Origin of the sequence: Amycolatopsis sp. WAC 04169 (genome assembly GCF_003947535.1) — a bacterium.
Lineage (GTDB): Bacteria > Actinomycetota > Actinomycetes > Mycobacteriales > Pseudonocardiaceae > Amycolatopsis > Amycolatopsis keratiniphila.
Genome location: NZ_QHJI01000007.1, coordinates 341,119 through 363,745, shown reverse-complemented (window position 1 = coordinate 363,745; position 22,627 = coordinate 341,119). Strand labels below are relative to the sequence as shown.

General features: G+C 69.4%; 18 protein-coding genes. 12 read left to right on the top strand and 6 right to left on the bottom strand.

Features of this window, described 5'->3' with window-relative positions:
* The first annotated feature begins 11 nt into the window (after positions 1 to 11).
* The 6 genes from DMC61_RS20965 to DMC61_RS20940 all read left to right on the top strand — a co-directional run bounded on the left by DMC61_RS20965 (position 12) and on the right by DMC61_RS20940 (position 7,854).
* On the top strand, positions 12 to 650 hold the full coding sequence (locus DMC61_RS20965; protein ID WP_125690728.1) for a haloacid dehalogenase type II: 639 nt from the start codon (positions 12 to 14) through the stop codon (positions 648 to 650).
* 72 nt (positions 651 to 722) lie between these two features.
* Positions 723 to 1,220 (top strand): hypothetical protein, encoded by a 498-nt coding sequence (locus DMC61_RS20960; RefSeq protein ID WP_233594878.1) that lies wholly within the window; start codon positions 723 to 725, stop codon positions 1,218 to 1,220.
* Complete coding sequence (locus DMC61_RS20955; RefSeq protein WP_233594877.1) at positions 1,220 to 2,593, top strand: hypothetical protein; 1,374 nt, start codon at positions 1,220 to 1,222, stop codon at positions 2,591 to 2,593. The genes DMC61_RS20960 and DMC61_RS20955 overlap by 1 nt, the downstream gene beginning before the upstream one ends.
* Positions 2,590 to 3,960 carry a VWA domain-containing protein gene (locus tag DMC61_RS20950; RefSeq protein WP_125690726.1) on the top strand — a complete coding sequence of 457 codons (1,371 nt, stop codon included), beginning with the start codon at positions 2,590 to 2,592 and terminating at the stop codon, positions 3,958 to 3,960. Before DMC61_RS20955 ends, DMC61_RS20950 begins: the two co-directional genes overlap by 4 nt.
* Before the next feature lie 19 nt (positions 3,961 to 3,979).
* On the top strand, positions 3,980 to 5,092 hold the full coding sequence (locus DMC61_RS20945; protein WP_125690725.1) for an AAA family ATPase: 1,113 nt from the start codon (positions 3,980 to 3,982) through the stop codon (positions 5,090 to 5,092).
* Positions 5,089 to 7,854, top strand: coding sequence for a DUF5682 family protein (locus DMC61_RS20940; RefSeq protein WP_125690724.1), 2,766 nt, complete (start codon positions 5,089 to 5,091; stop codon positions 7,852 to 7,854). The genes DMC61_RS20945 and DMC61_RS20940 overlap by 4 nt, the downstream gene beginning before the upstream one ends.
* 43 nt (positions 7,855 to 7,897) lie before the next feature.
* On the opposite strand, the gene DMC61_RS20935 is transcribed toward DMC61_RS20940, so the two are convergent.
* Positions 7,898 to 9,355: a carotenoid oxygenase family protein gene (locus DMC61_RS20935; protein ID WP_125690723.1), complete on the bottom strand. Its 1,458-nt coding sequence runs from the start codon at positions 9,353 to 9,355 to the stop codon at positions 7,898 to 7,900.
* An 83-nt stretch (positions 9,356 to 9,438) separates the two neighbouring features.
* Here DMC61_RS20935 and DMC61_RS20930 point away from each other — a divergent pair, with 83 nt between their 5' ends.
* Positions 9,439 to 10,158 (top strand): TetR/AcrR family transcriptional regulator, encoded by a 720-nt coding sequence (locus DMC61_RS20930; RefSeq protein WP_125690722.1) that lies wholly within the window; start codon positions 9,439 to 9,441, stop codon positions 10,156 to 10,158.
* Here DMC61_RS20930 and DMC61_RS20925 read toward each other — a convergent pair.
* Complete coding sequence (locus DMC61_RS20925; protein ID WP_016333811.1) at positions 10,142 to 10,747, bottom strand: TetR/AcrR family transcriptional regulator; 606 nt, start codon at positions 10,745 to 10,747, stop codon at positions 10,142 to 10,144. The genes DMC61_RS20930 and DMC61_RS20925 overlap by 17 nt on opposite strands.
* Before the next feature lie 89 nt (positions 10,748 to 10,836).
* On the opposite strand from DMC61_RS20925, the gene DMC61_RS20920 reads away from it, so the two are divergent.
* The gene (locus tag DMC61_RS20920) at positions 10,837 to 11,709 is read left to right on the top strand and encodes an alpha/beta fold hydrolase (RefSeq protein ID WP_125690721.1); all 873 of its coding nucleotides are present in this window, start codon (positions 10,837 to 10,839) and stop codon (positions 11,707 to 11,709) included.
* Here the strand turns inward: DMC61_RS20920 and DMC61_RS20915 are convergent.
* Positions 11,691 to 12,299, bottom strand: coding sequence for a TIGR03086 family metal-binding protein (locus DMC61_RS20915; RefSeq protein WP_125690720.1), 609 nt, complete (start codon positions 12,297 to 12,299; stop codon positions 11,691 to 11,693). The genes DMC61_RS20920 and DMC61_RS20915 overlap by 19 nt on opposite strands.
* A gap of 70 nt (positions 12,300 to 12,369) precedes the next feature.
* Between DMC61_RS20915 and DMC61_RS20910 the strand changes: the two genes are divergently transcribed.
* On the top strand, positions 12,370 to 12,798 hold the full coding sequence (locus DMC61_RS20910; protein WP_016333814.1) for a MarR family winged helix-turn-helix transcriptional regulator: 429 nt from the start codon (positions 12,370 to 12,372) through the stop codon (positions 12,796 to 12,798).
* A 1-nt stretch (position 12,799) separates the two neighbouring features.
* Here DMC61_RS20910 and DMC61_RS20905 read toward each other — a convergent pair whose 3' ends face one another.
* Complete coding sequence (locus DMC61_RS20905) at positions 12,800 to 13,417, bottom strand: hypothetical protein (protein WP_125690719.1); 618 nt, start codon at positions 13,415 to 13,417, stop codon at positions 12,800 to 12,802.
* Between the two features lie 86 nt (positions 13,418 to 13,503).
* Between DMC61_RS20905 and DMC61_RS20900 the strand changes: the two genes are divergently transcribed.
* Together DMC61_RS20900 and DMC61_RS20895 are read left to right on the top strand one after the other, a co-directional pair.
* Positions 13,504 to 16,500 carry a DEAD/DEAH box helicase gene (locus DMC61_RS20900; RefSeq protein WP_125690718.1) on the top strand — a complete coding sequence of 999 codons (2,997 nt, stop codon included), beginning with the start codon at positions 13,504 to 13,506 and terminating at the stop codon, positions 16,498 to 16,500.
* Entirely contained in the window at positions 16,493 to 17,197 is a 705-nt protein-coding gene (locus DMC61_RS20895; protein WP_125690717.1) for an SWIM zinc finger family protein, read from the top strand. Before DMC61_RS20900 ends, DMC61_RS20895 begins: the two co-directional genes overlap by 8 nt.
* Here the strand turns inward: DMC61_RS20895 and DMC61_RS20890 are convergent.
* Entirely contained in the window at positions 17,185 to 18,183 is a 999-nt protein-coding gene (locus DMC61_RS20890; protein ID WP_125690716.1) for an enoyl-CoA hydratase/isomerase family protein, read from the bottom strand. The two genes, DMC61_RS20895 and DMC61_RS20890, sit on opposite strands and share 13 nt — an antisense overlap.
* A gap of 122 nt (positions 18,184 to 18,305) precedes the next feature.
* Here DMC61_RS20890 and DMC61_RS20885 point away from each other — a divergent pair, with 122 nt between their 5' ends.
* Positions 18,306 to 19,961 carry a DUF885 family protein gene (locus tag DMC61_RS20885; protein ID WP_125690715.1) on the top strand — a complete coding sequence of 552 codons (1,656 nt, stop codon included), beginning with the start codon at positions 18,306 to 18,308 and terminating at the stop codon, positions 19,959 to 19,961.
* Between the two features lie 22 nt (positions 19,962 to 19,983).
* Here DMC61_RS20885 and DMC61_RS20880 read toward each other — a convergent pair whose 3' ends face one another.
* Positions 19,984 to 22,437 carry a LamG-like jellyroll fold domain-containing protein gene (locus DMC61_RS20880; RefSeq protein ID WP_125690966.1) on the bottom strand — a complete coding sequence of 818 codons (2,454 nt, stop codon included), beginning with the start codon at positions 22,435 to 22,437 and terminating at the stop codon, positions 19,984 to 19,986.
* Between the last annotated feature and the right edge of the window lie 190 nt (positions 22,438 to 22,627).

Sequence of the window (22,627 nt, the reverse complement as noted above, 5' to 3'; positions counted from 1 at the left end):
GGAGGTTCATCGTGGAGATCGACGCGTTGGTGTTCGACATCCTCGGCACGCTCGTCGACGAGCCGGCCGGGATCCGCGCGGCCGTCCGGCAGGCCGCGCCGGATGCCGACGCCGACGAGCTGGTCAGGCTGTGGCAGGGCCACGTCGAGACCGAGCAGCGGCGCATCGTCGCGGGGGAACGGCCGTACGCCCCGAGTGACGTTCTCGACCGCGAAGCGGCCCAGCTCGCCACTAAGACGGACGTGGTGCCGAAGCTCTCGCCGTGGCCCGACTCCGTCGAAGGGCTGGCGAAGCTCGCTGAACACCACACGCTGATCGGCCTCTCCAATGCCAGCCGGACGAGTCTGCTCGGGATCAACGCCCATGCCGGCCTCCGGTGGCATCAAGCGCTCTCCGCGGAGGAGGCGCAGACCTACAAGCCGGATCCGGCGGTCTACAAGTTGGCCGTCGACGTGGCCAGGACGAAGCCGGAGCGGCTGCTGATGGTCGCCACCCACGCGTGGGACCTGAGGGGAGCGCAGCGCGCCGGTCTCCGGACCGCCTACGTCGCCAGGCCGGTAGGGGACCCGCCGTCCGAGACGGACCGGTTCGACTTCCATGCCGACGGCCTCGCCGATCTGGCCGTTCAGCTCGCAAAATTTCGGATGTGATCAAAACTGTCGGTGCCTCCCGCTAGGTTCATCCCAGTCCCCACCGAGGCACCCCCGCAAGGAGAAGATGCGTTGTCAGACTGGGAAAGAGCAAGCACGGCCCGGGTTTTGCCACCCGCTCGCCCGCGCAAGCTCGCGAAGGTCCCGTTCGTCGAACTGGCCGACGGACGGGTGCAGGGCGTGGTGTCCAGCGGGTCGGACATCGGCCGGGTGTACGTCTCGTCCGTCGCGGCGAGCACGTACGAATTCTCCTGTAGTACCAACAACAACCGGCCGTGCGGCGGGGCGCGGGGGATGTTCTGCAACCACATTCTCTCCCTGATCAACGAATCCACCCTTCAATACGGTGCCGAGCGAGTAGCGCGGTACCTGCGCGTCGAGGTTCCCGAGCCGACAGCGCAGGCCATTTCGCAGACCATGGGCGCGACACGGCCGTCGCAGGGCGACAGCACCGCCGCGGCTTCCGTGTTCAGCCAATTCCTGCGGCACTTGGCATACCTGGAATTCAAAGCGTCGACGGCACCGGTGCCGGAGCTTCAGTGGTTCCCGTCGACCAGGGCGGTGGTCTGATGCGCGTCGATCTGCTCACCGATCCCATCGCGGGTCTCGACGAGGCACTGGCGGTTGTCGACGCCTTCGACGACGTGCTCGTCGCCGGGTTGCTTCGTCCACAGAAGACAGCCGGTCTGACCGAGCTCGCCGATGCCGTCGCCGGATCGCCTTTGGCGGCGCGCGTCGCGGAGGCGGCCGAGAAGACAGCGGCCGGTGCGGCAGGGGAGGAGCACTTTGTTTCCCTTGCGGCGGCAAGGACAGCGGTGTTCGGCTCCGTGCACGACGCGGTCTTCGCGCGCCTTGCCGAAGCGACAGGGCGGCCGCAGGGCGAGGACTCGACCCGGCCTACTTCCGCGACAGAGTCGCCGAATCTGCTGGCGGCCGCTCGGTCGTGGCTCTCGGACCTTGCCCGTGCCGGCTGGCACGGCATCGACCATGACCTCATCTCGGGCTCGGCGCAGGTGATTTCGGCGCTGCTCGCCGAGCCGAGCCTGCGTCGGCTGGCCGTACTGCTCGACGGTTTCGCGGCCGAGCTCGCGGCGTCGTGTCCTGGTGCGGCGCTGGAGCGCGTCCCCGCCCGGCGCTGGGGCGATCTGTGGTCGCGGGCGATGGTTCTGACCCTGCCCGTGGCGGCGCCGGAGATCGGCACGGTCACCGGCCGCTTGCTGCCGCTCGGGGTCGACCTGCTGGAACACTCGACAGCCGCGCAGGCCCAGGTCTACGCCGTGTTCGAACCCGAAGACGGCACAGCGCCCCGTCTCGTGCGTGCGAACGTGACCGTGCCCAAACCGGACACGATCATCGGCGCCGGGATCTGGCAGTTGCTGCGCCCGCATCTTTCCCTGCTCACGGCGATCAGCGAGGGCCGCTCCATGGACCTCGCCGACATGCCGGTCACCGCCGAGGGCGACTTGCTCTGGCAGGACGAGCACGCCCGCCTCGGCGAACCCGCGGACGCCTTCTCCACGGCACGCGTCGTTCTGCCGAAGGCCGTCACCCCGGCGGTCGCACCGCTGGACCGGCATCCGGTGCGGATCGCCATTCCTGTCTTCCTCGAGGGTTACGACATCGAGGGTGACGAAGACGAGGTCGCGTTCACCTTCGCCGGGAATCGGCTCTTCGTCGAGACGGACCGCATCCCGGCGGCCGGTCCGCTGACGCCGAAGGCCGTCGCGAGCTCCAGCGCGTGCATCGGCCTGATCCGGTGGGACGGTGGATTCCGCCTCCAGCCGCTCGCCGTCGAGACCACCGTGCGGAAGAAGACCACCGCCGTGCACGCCGGAGCCTGGGCCGGCGGCACCACGGACAAGGCCGGGGTGAAAGCCGAGAAGGCGGCCACTGACGCCGCGGCCGTGCTGCGCGAGCGCGCCGGAAGGTTGCTGCGGAAATGACCGAACCCGAGGACAACCGCCGCCAGGTCCTGTACTGGCGGCTGCTCGCCCGGCTCTTCGACACCGAGGAGCAGGCCGCGCTCGAGTCGGCGAGTGTGGCCGTCGTCGAGGACATCGGCTTGCCGTCGGCGCTGCTGGATCCGAACGTCGCGGTCGACTCGGTCGTCCAGCGTCATCCGGAGCTGGCCGCCGAGTTCGATGGCCTGATGGTCCCCGAAGCCGAGGACAGCCGGGACAAGGCGGCGGAGGTGCGGCGCGCGGCGCTCGTGTCGAAGGTGCTGCTCAACGTCTTCGCTCAGCCGCCGCACACGGTGACCGCCGGCCGGCTGTCCTGCTGGCAGTCCGACGCGGGCTGGCTGGAGCGCGCGCTCGGGTGCCGCCCGGGCGAGTTGCGCGGTGGTCGTTCCGGAGGCGCTCCGACCGGGCTCGGTGGCACAGGTGGGGGCGGCACACCCGATCTGAGCACCCTGCTCCCGGCCATCGGCCCGGACCTCGGCGACATCGAGGCGGACCTCGTCAAGCGGATGCATCTGCGCGAGGTCCTCGCCGATCCCGCGCTCGCGGCGAAGCTGAGCCCGAGTATGTCCCTCATCGAACAGTTGTTGCGGGACAAGGACAACCTGTCCGGAGTGGCGTTGGCCAACGCCAAGTCGCTCATCCGGCGCTACGTCGACGAGATCGCGGAGGTCCTGCGGACCCAGGTCGAGAAGGCCTCGACGGGCAAGGTGGATCGTTCGGTCCCGCCGAAGCGCGTTTTCCGCAACCTCGACCTCGATCGCACCATCTGGAAGAACCTCACCAACTGGAGCCCGGAAGAGGAACGGCTCTACGTCGATCGCCTCTACTACAAGCAGACCGCGAAGAAGACCACACCGCAGCGTCTCATCGCGGTCGTCGACCAGTCCGGCTCCATGGTCGACTCGATGGTGAACTGCGCCGTGCTGGCCTCGATCTTCGCCGGACTGCCCAAAGTGGACGTTCATCTGATCGCCTACGACACGCAGGCGCTCGACCTCACGCCATGGGTCCACGATCCGTTCGAGACGCTGCTGCGCACCAACCTGGGCGGCGGCAACGACGGCATGGTCGCGATGGGACTGACCCAGCCGAAGATCGCCGAACCCGCGAACACCGTGGTGGTGTGGATCTCGGACTTCTACGAGACCCGCGTCGAGCAGCTCTTCGAAAGCATGGCCGCGATCCACCGGTCCGGGGCGAAGTTCATCCCGGTCGGTTCGGTCACCAGCGCCGGCCGGGGCAGCGTCAATCCCTGGTTCCGTGAGCGCTTCAAGGATCTCGGCACGCCCGTGATCTCCGGCCACATCACCAAACTCGTCCACGAACTCAAGACTTTCCTCACCTCCTGAACTCCCCGAAAGGCAAGACATGTCCGACCTGTTGCGCGCCCCCGCCGAGATCAAGTACGCCGAAGAGCTGGACTGGCTGGAGTCGGTCGACGACAACCCCAAGCCGTTCGCCTGGCGCCTGTCCCCGAAGATGCTGCGCCTGTTCATCCTGGGGTCCGAGCGCGCCGACGGCCTCGACCGCGAGATCTCGCAGAAGTGGTTCGGCGACCGGAGCATCGTCGAACGGGCCATCGTCACGCTCGCCTCGGACCGCGGGCTCCTGCTGATCGGCGACCCGGGCACCGGCAAGAGCTGGCTCGCCGAGCTGCTGGCCGCCGCGATCTCCCGCAACTCGACCCACGTCGTGCAGGGGACCGCCGGCACCACCGAGGACCACATCAAGTACTCGTGGAACGTCTCGATGGTCATCGCGAAGGGCCAGTCCCGCGAGTCGATGATCCCGTCGCCGATCATGACCGCGATGGAAGCGGGCTCGATCGGCCGGTTCGAGGAGCTGACCCGGTCCACCAGCGACGTCCAGGACGCGCTGATCTCGATCCTGTCGGAGAAGTACATCTCGGTGCCGGAGCTGGACAGCGACGGCATCGTCTTCGCCAAGCCCGGCTTCTCCGTGATCGCCACCGCCAACAGCCGCGACCGCGGGGTCAACGATCTGTCGTCCGCGCTCAAGCGCCGCTTCAACTTCGTCCGAATCCCGGTGGTGACGAACAAGAAGAGCGAGGCGGAGATCGTCCGCTTCCGCACCGAGGAACTCCTGCGCCGCCACCAGATCGAGCTGGACGTGCCGCCGACGCTGCTCGATGTGCTGCTGCGCAGCTTCGGCGACCTTCGCGCCGCGGCGGCGTCGGCGGGCAGCGACGACGAGAAGCTGGAGTCCGCGTTGTCCACGGCCGAACAGATCGGCGTGCTCGAAGACGCGGTGCTGCACAGCAACTTCTTCGGGGAACGCGCGCTCACCGCCCGCACCCTGGCGTCGTCGCTGGTCGGCTCGCTCGCCCGTCGTGAGCCGGAGGATCTGGCGATCCTCAACAAGTACCTGCACGGCGTCGTCGAGCCGCGCAGCAAGGACGAGGGCGGGGACTGGCCGGAGTTCCTCGACGGCGGCCGCGACGCGATCGCCTCCCTCTCGTGAGCGGCGCCTTCGAGGCGTTGCGCGGCCAGTTGCAGGAGGCCGCGGCCGCCTTCGCCGACGGGCCCGGCGCACTGGAGGGCATCCTGCTCGGACTCGTCGACGACGTCGACCGCGCGGTGCGCGAGCCGTTGGAGATCTTCCCGGTCTGCCACCATTCCCCGGCTTCGGCCGTCGCGATGGCACGGCGGCTGCGGGAGAAACAGCCGAAGGTGGTCTACCTCGAACTGTGCGAGGACATGGCGCCGTTGCTGACCGAGCTGCGCAACTGCCGTCTTCCCGTGGCGGTGCAGGCGTTCGCGACGGAGGTGAAGGGGTTCCCCGCGGAGTGGGCGCCCTTGTCCGTGGTCGCGCCGATCACCGAGGCTTCGGCGGAGTACCAGGCGATCGCGTACGCCCTCGACACCCCGGGCGTCGAACTCGTGCTCGTCGACCGGTCGGCGGACCATGTCTTCCAGTGGGACGAGCGTGTGCCGTCCTCCGATCCGGACGCTCCGCCCGCCGAGGAGGAGGCGGCGCTGCACGGTGACGCGGTCGGTGTCGAGATCGGCGATCTTCGGCCTCGGTTCGCCGAGCTCGAAGAGCACCTGCTGCGGCACGGGCGGGTGCGGCACTGGTCGGAATGGTGGCACCAGTACGTCGAGCTGCCGCTCGGTGACAGCGACCACGACACCTATCGCCAGGTCATGTTCCTTATCGGCAGCCTGTTCCGCCGTCTCGCGCCGGGGGACACCCGGCACGTCCGGGTGGACGAAGACCGCGAGCGCTACATGTGGACCCGCATGCGCGAGCATCTCGCCGCGTCAGAGGCGGACCCGGCGGAGTGCCTCTACGTCTGCGGCGCCTTCCACGCGGCCAGCCGGGTGGCGGAGTTCGGCGTCGAAGGTTCGGACGGGTTCGTGATCAGCCCGCGCAGTCAGAGCACCTGGCAGTACGGGCTGATCCCGTCGAGCCACGCCTCGATCGAGGCGCAGTTCGGGCTCGCCGGGGGATCGGTGTCGATCGCGGCGACCGAGTGGGCCAAGAACCTCAAGCGCACCAAGGTGAAGCAGTTCCAGCTGGAAGGGCAGGTGGGCGCGCCGAAGCGGAAGAAGGCCGCGGAGCTGCCCGCGCCGACGCCGGATCCGGTGGCAGTGGACCCATCGGACCAGCTTTCCGGTTTCCTGCAACGACCTCCGGTACTCGACCGGCTGGACGAGGCCGAGCTGCTGGGCTGGTCGGTCGAGATCGTGCGGGCGGCGCGCCGGAACGGGTACCTGTCCTCGACGGCCGATGCCATCGCGGTCTTCGAGACCTCGATCCTGCTGGCGGGCATGCGTGACCGGGCCAAGCCGACACCGTACGACTTCCAGGACGCGGCGGTCACCTGCATCGAGAAGGACGTCGTGCCCGGCAGGCGCGACATACGCCGCCTCGTCGAGATCATGATGGGCGGCGACCGGATCGGCCAGGTCGGGTACGACGCATTGCCACCCTTGGCACGCGACGTGCACGACAGGCTGGAGCCGCTGGATCTCAAGCTCCAGCAACGAGGTGTGCAGCGGGCGCTGCTCGACATCGCGTCGCGGCCCGAGCTGGAGCCCTGCTCCGATCTGCTGTGGATGCTGCGCTACCTGATGCCGCACGGTGCGGCGAGGCCGATCATGGGCGAGCGGCGGCTCGGCGAGCGGCCGATCCAGGAGTCGTGGGATCTGGCGCTGGGCACTCACCAGCGGGCCCTCATCGAGCTGGGCTACGAGGGGGTCAGCGTCGAGCAGGTGCTGGAGCAACGGCTTCGGCGCGCTGCCTACCATCCGCAGGCCACCGCCGCGAAGGTGCTCGGAGCGGTCGAAGACGCGACGCTTTACCTTCGCAGCGCGCGGCTCGCGGGGGAGTTGGGGACGCGCGCCCTGGAGGTGCTGGCCACCGAACGGACCGTCGACGGCGCTCCGGAAGTGCTGCGGCGGGTGCGCAGGTTGCTGGCGCACTACCGGACCAGCGAGCCGGTGCTGCCCCGATGGATCGAGGAGTTCGTCAGGACGGGGTACGCGCACTACTGCACCCTGCTCCCGGCGGCCTTCGCCGACGAGGAAGCCGGTGTCGAGCAGGTCGCCGCGATGCTGGGCTTCCTGTTCAGCATGGAGTCGCTCGCGTTGTCGCTGGGGTGCGACCGCACCCAACTGGAGCTGGCGATCGTCGGATCGCATCCGCAGGAGCCGTCGAAAGTGGCGTTGCTGTGGGCGGCGCAGGTGCAGCTCGGCCGTCTCTCCCGGGCGGAGCTGCGGGAGCGGTGCGCAGAACTGCTGGCGAACCCGATGGTGCTGCCCGCTTATCCGCGCTACCTCTCCGGGTTCGTGCACGCGCTGGAGCCGGCGCCGGGGCTGGCCGACTTCGTCGTCGAGGCGGTGTCGAACGCCTTCGCCGAGCTTCCGGACAGGTTGCTGTTGCCGTGGTTGCCGACGTTGATCACCACCCTGCGGTCCCGGGGGGCCGAACTGGTGCCCTTGCTCGTGCGTGAAGCCGGTCGGATCTTCCCCGGCCGTCTCGCGGCGCTCGACGAATGGGTTCCGCCTTGGCGCGACCAGCCGGAACCTGTCGCGGTGGCGAGGAAGGCCAAGGGCGGCGGCCTCGCGCTGCTGGCGGCGCATCCGGCCGCGTGTGACGCGGTGGCGGGTCTGCTGGGCTGCAACGAGCCGTGGGGGAGCACCACGCCCACGGGGCTGGCGTTGCTCGAGCGGTATCCGGACTCCGCCGCCGCGTTGGAGGAGGTGCTCACCGGAGTGTGAACGGGCGGGCTGTCGCCGGGAAGTCCGGCGACAGCCCGATCGGTCAGTCGGCGACCCAGCTTCCATGGAAGCCCAGCGGTACCGGCCTCGGCAGGTGAATGCGTGCCAAGGGTTTGGCGGTGAAGTCCTGTGCCGCGAGGATCACCAGGTCCGACGCGTTGCGGTCGGGGTTGTTGACGTAGGCGAGGGCGTAGCCGTCGTCCTCGGCCTTGCCACGGGAGGAGGGCACGAACACCGCTTCGCTCGCGTCAGCGCCCCGGCCGAAGCGGTGCACCTCCGAGCGTCCGGTCCGCAGGTCGTGCTTGATCAACGCGTTGCCGAAGGAACCGGCCGGCTTGTCCAGGTAGACGTCGAACAGTTCGCCGGGGGAGGCCGAGTAGCCATACCGGTGCCGTCGCGACACCAGGCTTTCGTTGACCCGCGGGAACTCCTGCGGCCGGTCGTCGAGGACACGGCGCCGGACCCGTCCCTGCGCGAGGTCGATCGTCCAGCGCTCCAGCACCGGCGGGCCCGACGCGGAGGGACCACCGAAGCCCTGTTTGCCCGCCACCTCGAACGGCGCGGGCATCGTGGTCAGGTCGACCACCACCGTGGAGCCCTGCTCGTAGGCGTTGAGGGTGTGCGAGTAGAACACCGGATCCACCCCGAACCAGCGGACCGGGCCGCCGTCGCGTCGCATCACCCCGACGCGGGCCTGGTGATCCGGGTTCCACTTGTAGGGCACGATCTTGCCCGGCTGCGGATCGAAGGTGACCGGTACGTCGAAGACGACCACGTGGTTCTCGGTGAGCCCGAAGTCGTGCATCATCGGGCTGTCGGTGACCGGGATGCGGGTGGTCCGCACCACGCGGCCGGTCCGGTCGACCATCAGATGCCGTACGTGGTCCCAGGTCGGGTGATAGGTCACCGCGTGCAGTTCGTCGGCGCGCGCGTCGAACTTGGTGTGCGCGGTGTAGGAGCCCTCCAGTGAACCGCTGAAATCGAACGGCCCCAAAGTGTTCAGCTCGCCGTCGAGTTCGTACGGCGGGGCACCCGATTCCTGCAGGGTGAGGATGCGGCCGTGGTGGCCGATCACGTGCGTGTTCGGCGCGAAGTCCTCGGCGGGCACCGGCCACGGGTACCGCTCGCCGAGTTTCGCCGCGACGCCGGACGAGCGCACCCAGCGATTGCGGTACCACTCGGCCTTCCCGTCGCGCAGCCGGACGCCGTGCACCATGCCCTCACCCAGCATCCAATGGTGGGCGCGCGGATCTTCGAGGCCGAGCACGTTCGGTCCGGTGCGCAGGTATCGACCGCACAGATCGCTCGGAATGCGGCCGGTCACCGGTAGCGCGAACGCGGTCACCTCTTCGGTGACGGGCGCGAACGCGCCTTCGAGGAACGGGTAGCGCGGTTTCGCCGGAGCCGGTGCGGCAAAAGCGGATCCGCTGCTCGCGGCGGTTCCGGCGATGGCGAGCGCGGCGGCCCCGCGGAGCACGTTCCGCCTGGTCGGTTCGGTCATGGTCGATCCCCCAGTTCGTGAAGTAACTGTGTATGCCATGAACAGTGTATGGCTTTACCGGTTTTGGATGCAACAATGCCCCGATGGACGACGTCGAGATCGAGTTGCTGCCGCCGGGTACGGCGCTGGCCTGGGGGCACACCCCGGCGCCCCGGCGCGGGCCGAAACCGGGATACAGCCTCGAGCAGATCGTCGACGCGGCCATCGCGCAGGCCGACGCGGAGGGCTATGCGGCGCTGTCCATGCCTTCGATCGCCAAACGCCTCGGCGTCACCGCGAACGCGCTTTACCGGTATCTGAGCTCGAAAGAGGAACTACTCGTCCTCGTGGCCGAGGCGGCCTGGGGTCCGCCGCCGGAATCGACTCCCGGCGATTGGCGCGCCGCGGTCACCGCCTGGGCTCGCGCGCTCCTCGAACGCTGCCGCCGTCATCCGTGGCTGATCGACCTGCCGGTGCGGAGCGCGCCGAGTACGCCGAATCTCTTGGGATGGCTGGAGAACTTCCTGGAGGGAATGGCCGATTCGGGGCTGAACGCCCAGGACGTAACGGGCTGTGCGGTACTGGTCGACGGCTGGGTCCGCAGCACCGCCTCGTTGCTCCGGGATGTGAACGCGAGCCCTCCTGATCGGGTCCGGGCCCTGGGCTCGTTTCTGGGGCCGCGTCTCGAAGAGCGGGGCTACACCCGCGTCGCCGCCGTGATTTCCGGTGAGGCGTACGGCGAAGAAGGTATCGAGGAAGCGGACATCGAGTTCGGCCTCGGGCGCATCCTGGACGGCATCGAAGCGCTCATCGAGCGCCGCTGAATACCCCGTCCAGCCGGTAGTCGACGATCTCCGACGCGCGCTCGGCCGTGTAGGCGTCGACCATGATCGCCGTGACGAGGCCGGCGGACATCGTCGCGAGGGAGTCCGCCTCGAGCCGGGGATCGAGGTGCGCGGAAACGTCGCCTTTCTCCTGGGCCGCCCGGAGCAGTTCGGTGATCGCGTGGACGAGGTGGGGCAGAAGCGGTTCCTGATCGGGATCCTGGCTGCCGCGCGTGACGTCGACGGCGAAATACGCGATCTGGACGGCGGAGAGCATGCGGGCGCGCTCGTCGTCCGGCAGTACCGCGGTCAGATAGGCGCGCACGATGGTGCGTTCGTCACCGGTCTTCATCGCCTCGCCGATGGTCTTCCCGGCGTGTTCCGCGGTCAGCTCGACGATCCGCTGCCAGGAGAAGCGCAGCATCTCTTCCTTGGTCGGGAAGTAGTACTGCACCAGGTTCATCGAAATGCCCGCCTCCGCGGCCACCGCACGCAGCGTGACCGCCTGCAGTCCTTGGGCGGCGGCGATCCGGAAGAGCGCTTCCGCGATCTCGCGCCTGCGCTCTTGGTGGTCCACACGTTTCGGCACGCGGTCACTCTGCCATGCCGGTGAGGGGTGGCCGAAATGGCCACCCACTGTTATGGTGCAAGTGCACTATAAAAATCAGAGGAGGCCCGATGCTGGGGGAGTTCACCGACAAAAAGGCCGAAGAGCGCTTCTTCGCCGTCTACGACGAGATCCTGCGGAAGTGGCCGGTTCCCGCCGAAGAGCTGGACATCGAGACGAAATTCGGCCCGACGCGAGTCCGCAGCTGCGGGCCTGAGGACGGTCCGCCGATCGTGCTGCTTTCCGGGGGGATGGGCACGTCACTGTCCTGGTATCCGCATATCGCCGAACTCGCCGTCCGGCACCGGATCCACGCGGTCGACTCCCTCGGCGAGCCCGGGCGATCGATCCAGACCGCGCCGATCGAGTCCGTGGAAGACTGCGCGGACTGGCTTGCCGAGGTCGTCGAAGGCGTGCTCGCGGGAACAGGCCACGAGAAGGTCTACCTCGCCGGTGTTTCGCGAGGCGGCTGGCTGGCGTTGAATCTCGCCACGCGGACCACCGCCCGGATCGCCGGTGTCGTCGCCATCGAAGCCGCGGGGTTCGGCGTGATCGGCCGGAGTTTCATCTGGTGGAGTTTGCGCGAGATCTTCCGCTGGTTCCTTCCACGATGGCTCCTTCGGCTGGTGGCGTCGGGGGATCCGGACGTGCGGCACACCGTGCGGCCTCTGCTTTTCGCCGCGCTCAAGTACAAGCAGCAACTCCCCGAGATGCACCTGTTCAGCGATGACGAGCTGTCGGCGATCGACGTGCCCACCCGGATCGTCGTCGGCGAACGCAGCGTCATCCACGACGCTCGCGAGGTGGCGGCCCGGCTCGGATCATTGAACCCGCACATCGAGGTCGAGGTCGTGCCCAAGACCACTCATGGGTTGTCACTGGAGAAGCCCGACCTCGTCACCGACCGGATTCTCGAGGCCGCGCGTCACGCCGCGGCGACCTGATCCGGCCACGACGGTGAACGGCCCAGCAGGGCGACGATCGTGTCCAAATCGGACTGTCCCGTCGCCTGGACGGCCGGTGCGAACGCCGCGCCCGGCGCGTTTCGGCTCTTCCCGTTCGGGATCGCCTCGGCGAACCGCAGTCCGGCGTCGAGAACCTCCTGCTGGAATGTGATCGGCAGGCCGAGGGTTTTGGCCACGTCCCACGAATGCACCAGGTAGTCGACGAAATGGAAGCCGAGGGCCTGCTCCGCGGTGAAGGTGACTTCGGTGGAGAACTCGGGAAGGGCGAACTTCCGGTCGGCGAGGTCGTGGGGGACGAAGGCGTTCAGCACCCGGTTCACCGAGGCGCGGTAGGTGCCGATGGGGTCGTCGCCCAGCGGGAGCAGCCGCCAATGGTCGAGGTGGCTCTCGCCTTCGGCCGCGGCGGCGAAGCCGTGGTGCTGGGTGGCCATATGCGCCAGCAGACCGTGCAGGGTCCAGGCGCTGCACGGGGTCGGTTTGGCCAGGTCCGCGGGGGTGATCTTGGTGACGAGGTCCAGGCTGGCCCGGGTCACGACGGCGTCGAGGATGCGAAGTTCATCAATAGGCATATGCATATCATCTACATATGCGTACGAGTTCGTCAACCGGTTCCGGGACTTCGGTCGGTATGGTCTGCGCATGGCGGAGCAGGGGAGGCCGGATCTCGCGGCGATGCTCGGTGGGCTGATGCGACGGCTGATGAACGCCGAGACGCCGGTGCTGGCCGAGCACGGGTTGACCATGTGGGGCTACGTGGTGCTGAGCGCCCTCGACGACGGGCCCGTCCGTACGCAGGCAGCGCTCGCCAAGGCGATCGGCGCGGACAAGACCCGGATCATCGGCACCCTCGACACCCTCCAAGCGGACGGGCTGATCACCCGCGAGCCGGACCCGAAGGACCGCCGGGTCCGGCTGCTGGGGATCACCGAGGCGGGCCGGGCGTCGCGACGGTCGGCCCAGGCCCGGATCCAGGAGCAGGAGGAACGGCTGCTCGGCCGGCTGTCGGCCGCCGACCGCAAGGCGTTCCTCAAGGCCGCGCGCGTGCTTTCCGAGGCGCAGTGGCCGTGAGTCAGCCCAGTTCCTCCACGACCATGCCGGCCGGGTAGTCCGACGGCGACCGGCGCCACCACGCGCTGAAGGCCTGGGCCAGCCGCCGGGGCACCTCGACCTGCGCGCCGCCACCGTGGAAGTCGATCGTGACCAGCAGAGCCTCGATGTCCCAAGGGATCCGCCGGGCCAGTTTCGCGTAATCGGCGCTGGCGGAGACGAAAGTGACCGCTTTCGTCGCGCCGATCCGGCGCGCTTCGCCCAGCACGGCGTCTTCGAGCACTCCCGGCGGCCAGTCGCTGAGCCGCAGCTTCCGGTCGTAGTAGGAGATCGGCTCGTCGGCGCGCAGGATCCCGTAGCCGCCGCTGAGGATCAGCGTCCGCCCGTGCTCGGCCGCCTCGCCCAGCGCGACGCCGACGTTCCGGTAGAAGTTCCCGCTGTAGCGCAGCCACGCGGGCCGCAGGCCGCCGCTTTCGACCTTGGACCTCGCCAAGATCTCGGCTCGCGCGCGAAGCATCGGTTCCGGCCAGGCTGTCTCGGTTTCCGCGGCATGCCCCCCTCGGTTCTTGGCCTTGGAAGGGCCGAGAACGGTCAGTGCCTCGCGCGGATCGATCGCGTCGAGAACGGCGGCGGCATCCATCGGAGGGATCCTATCGGCGACTCGCTGATCGGCCGCTGATCGGTGCCGGGCATGCTGGAGGGACCGGACCAGCGGAGAGGGGGAACATGTCGCCACTGGTCGTGCACGGTTTGTGGTCCCGTGGCCGCGGGATCGTCCTGTGGGGTGAACACGGCGACCGCCCGGCGACGACGTCGATGCGGCCGTCGAGCGCGGCCCGGCCGCATCCGTTCGCCGCCTCGGTCGCGGATCTGACCGCCCTGCATCCCGGCAAACCGGCGACCGCCGTCCTGCTGCTGCCGTCGCGGCGCGGCGGCCCGATCGCCTCGCCCGAACTGGGTACCCGTGGCCGTCCGCAACCGGAACCGACGCTGGAACCCTGGTCGGTGCCGGCCCTCCTGGTCGACCCCTCGGAACTCGAAGACCTGGCCGAGACGGTCAGCTACGGCACTTCGGTCCGCCACCTCCGCGCCGTCGTCCGGCTGGCGGACGACCTGGTCCGCCGCGGCCGGGTGCTGCCGACGCTCGTGCGGAACGAGATCGTGGCGCGGGCGCGCTGGCGGCCGGTGGCCCGGGGCGGTGACGCGGTCGCGGTCCGCGCGCTGATCGCGGCCACCCCGCCGGTCGGCCGGGCCGAACATCCCGGGCCGGATCCGGCGGCGCTCGTCACCGACGCCCTCCACACCCTGGTCGACGCCGCGGTCCGCGATCGGCTGGGCGCCGCCGGGCATGCCACGGAAAGCGACGGTCGCGAAGGCCCGTTCGGGTCGTGGCTCCACGCGCTGAAGAGCGCCGACGACCGGGTCGGCCAGTCGCCGGGGCGGATGGGGATCGTCGCGGAGGGCATCGCCGCCTGGGACGCGATCGGCGACACGGACCTCACCGAGGGCACGGTCTGCCTCCGGCTCGACGAGGTTCCGACGCTGCACGGCCCGGCCGACGACCCGGACGACCAGACCGGCGACGGGACGAAGTGGCAGCTGCGTTTCCTCCTGCGCTCCACCGCCGACCCCAGTCTCCTGCTCCCGGCCGAGGACGTCTGGTCCGGCAAGGCGGGCGCGAAGTTCACCGACCCCGAAGGTCTCTTCGCCGCCGAGCTGGAGCGCGCCGCCGGGGTATTGCCGCTGCTCGGGCCCGCGGTCGAGGCCGGGAAACCGGGTACCTACGACCTCACCGTCGCCGAAGCCGTGGAGTTCCTCGACGGCGGCGCGGAACAGCTGGTCGCGGCCGGATTCGACGTCCAGCTCCCGGCGAGCTGGGGTGGCAGGCGGAAGCTCGCGCTCAAGCTGTCCGTCCGCGGCGCGCCGGTCGACCAGGCAGCCGTGCACCGGCTCGGGCGGCATCAGCTCGCTTCCTACCGCTGGGCGCTCGCCGTCGGGGAGGACGCCCTGACCGACGACGAACTCGCCGGGCTCGCGGCCGCGAAGTCGTCGTTGGTGCGGCTGCGCGGCCGGTGGGTGAGCGTGGACCCCGAACTGCTGCGCGCGGGCCTGGAGTATCTCCGCCGCGATCCGGACCGCGAGAAGCCACCGCTGCCCACGCCGGCGGACCTGCTCGCCCTGCTCCGTGGCGGCTTCGAAACACCGCTGCCGGTCACCGAAGTCACCACCGACGGCTGGATCGACGACTTCCTCGCCGGCCGGGTCCAGCGCACCATCGAACCGGTCGAGCCACCGCCGACCTTCGTCGCGACGCTGCGGCCCTATCAGAGCCGCGGTGTCGCCTGGCTTTCGTTCATGACGTCGATCGGGCTCGGGGCCTGCCTCGCCGACGACATGGGGCTGGGCAAGACCGTCCAGCTGCTCGCACTCGAAGCGATGGAGAGGGCGCAGGACGACAGGCGGCCGACACTGCTGGTCTGTCCGATGTCGCTGCTCGGGACGTGGCAACGGGAAGCCGCCAAATTCGCCCCGGAGTTGCGTGTCCACCTCCATCACGGCGCCGACCGCGGCCCCGTGCCGACCGAGGGCGCGGATCTCGTCGTCACCACCTACACGACCGCCGCCCGCGACGCCGACGAACTCGCGGCCATCCGCTGGCACCGGCTCGTGCTCGACGAGGCGCAGGCGGTCAAGAACCAGAACACCGGACCCGCGCAGGCCCTGCGCCGGATCCCGGCCGGGCACCGGGTCGCGCTGACCGGGACGCCGGTGGAGAACCGGCTCGCCGACCTGTGGTCGCTTTCGGACCTGCTCAACCCCGGCGTCCTCGGTGGCAGGCAAGAGTTCCGTGAGCGGTTCGAGGTGCCGATCGAGCGACGGGGCGACCTCGCCGCCGCCACCGAACTGCGCCGCCTGACCCGGCCGTTCCTGTTGCGGCGCCTCAAAACCGACCCCACCGTGCTCGCGGATCTGCCCGAGAAGATCGAGATCCTGCAGGAATACCGCCTCACCCGCGAACAGGTGACGCTCTACCGCGCGACCGTGGACGAGATGATGACGAAGATCGCCGACAGCGCCGGGGTCAAACGGCGCGGCAACATCCTCGCCGCGATCACCAAGCTCAAGCAGATCTGCAACCATCCCGCGCATCTGCTGCACGACGGTTCGCCGATCGGGCACCGTTCCGGCAAGGTCAACCGGCTCGAAGAACTCCTGGCGGAGATCCTGGACTCGGGCGACCGCGCGTTGTGCTTCACCCAGTTCGCCGAGTTCGGTCACCTGCTCGTGCCGCATCTCTCGCACCGGCTGAACGTGAAGATCGCCTTCCTGCACGGCGGGCTGTCACAGCGGCGCCGCGATTCGATCGTCGAGCACTTCCAGTCGGGCGAGGGCCCGTCGATCCTGCTCGCGTCGCTGAAGACCGGGGGAGCGGGGCTGACCCTCACCGCCGCCACCCACGTCCTGCATCTCGACCGATGGTGGAATCCGGCGGTGGAGGAACAGGCCACCGACCGCGCGTTCCGCATCGGCCAGCGCCGCAGCGTCCAGGTGCGGAAGTTCGTCTGTCCCGGAACCATCGAGGAACGCATCGACGACGTCATCACCAAGAAGGAGGCACTGGCCGATCTCGTCGTCACCGACGGGGAGGACTGGCTCACCGAGCTGTCCACCGATTCGCTGCGCGAGGTCTTCACACTCGGCAGGGAGGCGGCCGATGACTGAGGGATTCCGCCGGGCGCTCGACGAACTGGGCGTCCACAAAGGACTGGTCCCGCCCTGCACGGTCGATACGCTCACGCTGGGGCCGGGGGCCGCCGTCGCCAGGGTCCGGGTGACCCGGCAACGGTTCTACGAGGTCCGTATCGGCCTGCCGGCGTTCGGCAAGCAGGTGTGGACGGCGGTCGTCGCCGCCGTCGTGGCGGACGAGCCCACGAGGACCGCTCTGCTCGACGGGCGGGTCCCGGACGACATCGATCGCTTCTTCGCCGCCGAGCAGGTGCCGCTGTTCCCCGAGGCGGCGTGGGAACTGTCGCTGGACTGCACGTGTCCCGGCACCCGCGTCCCGTGCGATCACCTCGTCGCGGCCCTGATCGCCCTCGAGGCGGACGCGGATCCGTTCGCGATCTTCACGCTTCGCGGACGCGATCGCGCGACGCTGCTCGAAGAGATCGGACGGCAGGCGGGCGCGCGCGTGACCGCCCCGGCGGCGGAGGACGAGACACCGGGGCTCGACGAGGTGATGGACGACTTCTTCGGCTGGGGCCCGGCCGGGGACGTCACGAATAGGAGACGTCCGCCCGCCGGGGATCCGCTGGGACTGCTCGACGAGGTCCCGCCGCTCAAGGCCACAGTGGACGGAACCTCGGTCACCGCCCTGCTGCGGCCGCTCTACCGGGCGATCACCGGTCAGGAGAAGTAGGCGTCGACGATCCGCTCGTCCACTTCGGACAGAGTGGCGGGCGACCACTTCGGAGCGCGGTCCTTGTCGATGATCTGCGCCCGGATGCCTTCGGCGAATTCGGCGGTCGAGAGGGCGTGGGCCGAGATCCGGTATTCCTGCGCCAGCACGGTTTCCAGGTCGGGCATCGCGGCCGCCGACCGGAGTGCCCGCAGGGTCACCTTCAGCGCGGTCGGCGACTTCGCCTCGATCTCCTTGGCGGCGGTCGCGGCGGCGTCACCGCCGGCGTGGAGCCGGGACAGGATCTCTTCGACGGTGTCCGCCGCGTAGCAGTGGTCGATCCAGGCGGCGTCCCCGGCCAGCGCGCTCGGCGGCGCGGGTTCGGCGATCAGTTCCAGCGCGTCGTCCGTGGGGCGCGAAGTGAGCGCGTCGAGCAGCTCCGGGATCCGTTCGCTGGGCACGAAGTGATCGGCGAGTCCACAGTGGATCGCGTCGGGCCCGGAGATCGCCCCGGCGGTGAGCGCGATATGCGTCCCGAGTTCGCCGGGAGTCCGCGACAACAGATACGTGCCACCGACGTCGGGGACGAAACCGATGCCCGTCTCGGGCATGCCGACACGGGAGCGTTCGGTGACGATCCGGTGGCTGCCGTGCGCGGAGACGCCGACCCCGCCGCCCATCACGAGCCCGTCCATGAGCGCGAGATACGGCTTGGGGTAACGCGAGATCAGGAGGTTGAGGCGGTATTCGTCGGCCCAGAACCGCAACGACGCGGTGCCGCCGGCGCGCGCGTCCTCGTAGATGGCGCGGATGTCGCCGCCGGCGCAGAGCCCGCGATCGCCGGCGCCGTCGATCAGCACGGCACGGACTCCCGGGTCGGCGCGCCACGCTTCGAGGTGGTCGAGCATGGCGAGGACCATGCCGTGGTTCAGCGAGTTCAGCGCACGCGGCCGGTTCAGCGTGATCCGGCCGATTCCGCTCTCGACGAGGAACTGGGCGTCATTCACCAAGCCACCCTAAAAGTCGGAAGTCCGACCATGTCGGAGTTGTGGCGCAGGACTCAGCGCGTGCTTTTGCGAATGCGAATATCTGTCAGCGGACGCCGGTCCCGATCTGGTAGTCATCGGTTATGAGCGATGAGCCCACCGCGGCGGAGCTGGCCGACGAACTCCTCGACGTCCTCGCGACCGAACTCCCTTTGATGGCGACGTTCGACAACGTCCCCGGGCACGACCACGAACTGCGGGACGTTTCGGAGGCGGGCGACGACCGGCTGCGGGAGCGCGCCGTCCGGATCGCCGGGCACGCCGCCCGATCCGCCGATCCGGACCGGATCACCCTCGGAGTCATCGCCCATCACGCGGAATCGCTGCTGACCAGGCTGGATTCGCGGCTGACGGAGTTCATCCTCGCCGATCCGATGGTGGCCGAGGGGATCGGGGCGCTGGCCTGGCTTCCGCAGCTGGAGCCGTCGGGGGAACAGGCGGAGGAGGACTATCTGGCCAGGCTGGCGGCGTTCCCGGACTTCTTCGCGGCACTGGCCGAACGCCACCGCGCCGGGATCGCGGCGGGCCGGACACCGGTGGAACGGGCGGTGCGCAACGCCATCGACTACCTGGACCGGATCCTGGCCGCCGAACGCCACCCGCTGCTCGTCCCGCCGTTGACCGGCGACCGCGCCGAGCGGCGGGAGCGGCTGTTCACCGAGCGGGTGCGGCCGGCGCTCGTCGCCTATCGCGAGGTGCTCGCCCGGGAGATCGCCGGACGTGGCCGCCCCGACGACCGGCCGGGCCTCTGCTGGCTGGACGGCGGCAAGGAGAGTTACGCCGGCCTGGTCAAGACGCATACCACCACCGGGATCTCGCCGGAGGAACTGCACGAGACCGGTCTCGAACTCGGCCGGGCGCTGGACGAGGAATACCGGCGGCTCGGCGCGGCCGTCTTCGGCGAGGACGACCCCGTCGCGGTCCGGCTGCGGATGCGCACCGATCCTTCGCTGCGCTGGCGGGACGCGGACGAGATGATCACGACCGCGACGGAAGCCGTCGCGCGGGCCGCGGCCGCCGCGCCCGGCTGGTTCCGGCGGATACCGTCGGCCGAATGCGTCGTGCGTGCCGTGCCGGAGGCCGACGGCCCCTCCGCCTCGCAGGCGTATTACATGCCGCCGTCGGCGGACGGCAGCCGTCCCGGCGTCTACTCCACCAACACCTACCGGGTGACCGAGCGGTTCCGGTTCATCGCCGAGTCGGTCGCCTTCCACGAAGCCGTTCCAGGGCACCATTTCCAGGCCGGGGTGTCCTATGAGCTGGAGGAATTGCCACGGCTGCGCAGGCTCGTCCCGCTCTCGGCGTTCGACGAGGGCTGGGCGCTCTACACCGAACGGCTCGCCGACGAGATGGGGCTGTACTCCGACGACGTGATGCGGCTCGGCATGGTCGCCGAGGATTCCTTGCGCGCCGCGAGGCTCGTCGTCGACACCGGGCTGCACGCGCTGGGCTGGAGCAGGCAGCGATGCGTGGACTACCTCGCGGAACATTGCGTGCTCAGCGATGTCGAGGTGCAATCGGAGACCGATCGCTACATCGAATGGCCCGGTCAGGCACTGTCGTACATGACGGGCAGGCTGGAGATCCAGCGGTTGCGTGCCTTCGCCGAGGAAGAGCTGGGGGAGGCGTTCGACATCCGCGACTTCCACGACGTGGTGCTGAGGAACGGGCAGGTGCCGCTGCCGGTCCTCGGCGACATCGTGCGGGAGTGGGTGACGGACACGCGGCGCCGGGAGTGACCCCGGCGCCGCGTGCTCGGGCTCAGTCGCGCTTCGCGAGCGTCGCGACCTCGGCGTCGGACAGCGGCCGGTCGTAGAGCCGGACATCGTCCACCGCGCCGCGCAGGAAGTCGACCTGCTGACCGCCGTACTGGCCGCGGCCGATCACCGTGTTGCCGGTGCTCGGGGCGGCCGAGCAAGCGTTCTGCGAGGCGACCTTCGTGCCGTCGACGTACAGCGACAACGTGCCCGCCTTGGCGTCGCGAACGCCGGTCAGGTGGTACCAGCGGCCGGCTTCCGGCTTCTCCGGCGACAGGGCGCGGAGGCCGACGAAGCTCATCGCCCACCGCTGGTCCTGCCCGGAGTACTGCAGGAAGAACGCGCTGTCGCGGCCGGTGTCCTGGCTGACGACGGTCTGGAACGCCCCGCTCGCCTCGTCCAGCTTCGCCCACGCCGAAACCGAATAGCTCCCGGCGGTGTCGACGAGGTTCGCCCCGGTGTCGGCTTGCCCGTTGCCGGTGAAGGCCAGAGCGCCGCCTTCGACACCGCCGGCCCACTGCGCGTTGGTCAGGGTGGCGTGCGCGGTGCCGACCGAGTCCTTGGCGCTGGAACCGGTGCCCTCGTCGAACTTGTAGGCGTGCACGCCGTCGATCCCCGGAGTGCCGGGACCGGGGTCCGGCGCGCCCGAGCCGCTGCCGTCGGCGTTGCGGATGATCGCCTGGTTGACCGCTCGCACCTGCGCGAAGTCCATCTTCTTCACCTGCCTGTCGTAGGTGAAGAAGCCGTTGACCTCGTGCTCGACGTCGGTGATCTGCGTGTAGATCGAGCCGCTGATGCCGCAGCTCTGCGCGGACGCGAGCACGTCGCGCTGGTTCTGGACGTAGCGGCTGTTCAGGGTCGCCTGGTCCTTCACCATCTCGTAGGCGTGACCTTCGCCGAACCACATGTGGTCCTTGACTTCGAGACCGTAGCCGCCGTGTTCGCCGTCGATCGAGATCCGCTTGGCGTCGGGCATCGGCTTCGCGGGGCCGGGGTAGGCGTGCCAGTCGAGGACGTCACCCTTGCCGGAGTCGCCGAGCGAATCGCAGCAGTTGACGCCGCTGTGCGCGTTGACCAAGCGGGTCGGGTCCTGGGCCTTGACGCTCTCGGCGACCTGCCCGGTCTCCTCGCGCGACCACTCCGCCCAGCCTTCGTTGAACGGCACGTAGCCGACGATCGAGGTCCAGTTCTTCTTCTGCTCCACCAGTTCCTTCAGCTCGGCCTTGAACTGCCGCTGGGCGTCGACGGGCGGGCGGCCGCCGGTGCGCATCGACGGCATGTCCTGCCAGACGAGCAGGCCGAGCTTGTCGGCGTGGTGGTACCAGCGGTCGGGTTCGGTCTTGATGTGCTTGCGGACCGTGTTGAAGCCGAGGACCTTGTGCTGTTCGAGGTCGAAGCGCAGCGCCTGGTCGGTCGGCGCGGTGTAAATGCCGTCCGGCCAGTAGCCCTGGTCCAAAGTGGACTGGAGGAAGAGGATCTTGCCATTGAGGGTGAACCGGAGTTTGCCGTCGGCGCCCTTCGCGGTGCCGAATTCGCGCATGCCGAAGTAGGACGACACCTTGTCGACGGTGCGGCGGCCGTCCTTCAGTTCGACGTCGAGGTCGTAGAGGAACGGTGAATCCGGTGACCAGAGTTTCGCCTTGGGCACCGGCAGCGAGATCGTGCCTGCCGCGGACGCCTTGCTGCGGCTGACCACCTTCCGGCCGTCGCGGACCACGGCCTCGACGGTCAGCCCGGAGTTCCCGCCGGTGTCGACGGTGAGCTTGAGCGTGGAGGATCCGAGATCGGGGACCATGCCGAGCGTGCCGATGTGCTTGGCCGCGACCGGCTCCATCCACACGGTCTGCCAGATGCCCGAGGCGCCTTCGTAGAAGATCCCGCGGTCGGGAACCCGGCGCTGTTTGCCGACGGGCTGCCAGGTGGCGTCGGTGCGGTCCTCGACGCCGACGATGATCTCCTGCTCTCCCTTGGGTTTCAGGGCCGAGGTGACGTCCGCGGAGAACGCGCCGTAGCCGCCCTGGTGCGCGGCGACCTCCTTGCCGTTGACGTAGACCTTCGCCTTGTAGTCCACGGCGCCGAAGTTGATCCGGAGGGTGTTGTCCTTGCCGACGTTCCAGTTCCGGGGCACGGTGAACGTGCGCCGGTACCACATGAAGTCCTCGTGCCGCTGGATCCCGGACAGCGCCGATTCGGTGGGGTAGGGGACCAGGATCTTCTCGGCGAGCTTCTCGCCGAAAGGCGGGACCTCGCCCGGTGCGGCGCCGGCGAACTCCCAGACCCCGTTGAGGTTCTGCCAGTTCTCGCGCACCAGTTGCGGCCGCGGGTATTCGGGCAGCGCGTTGGTGGGCGACACCTGGTTCGTCCACGGGGTGGTCAGGCGTGGCTTGCCCATCTTCCAGCCGCTCTCCGCGGCCGTCGCGGCCCCCGACGTCAACGCCAGGGCGGTGACGGCGACCACCGCGGCGGTCAGGGGTTTCCGGAAGCGTCTCCGGGGGCGTGGTGGTGACAACGTTGGCAACATCTGCTCGACACCCTTCTCCGGGGGCGGCCGCCTCGGCGGAGGTGCGCCTCCCACTGGACCTGTGCAGGCGTGAAACCACGACCCCGTGGCCGGTGGGAACCGGTGTGAGCCGGGCCACGGCTGGCCG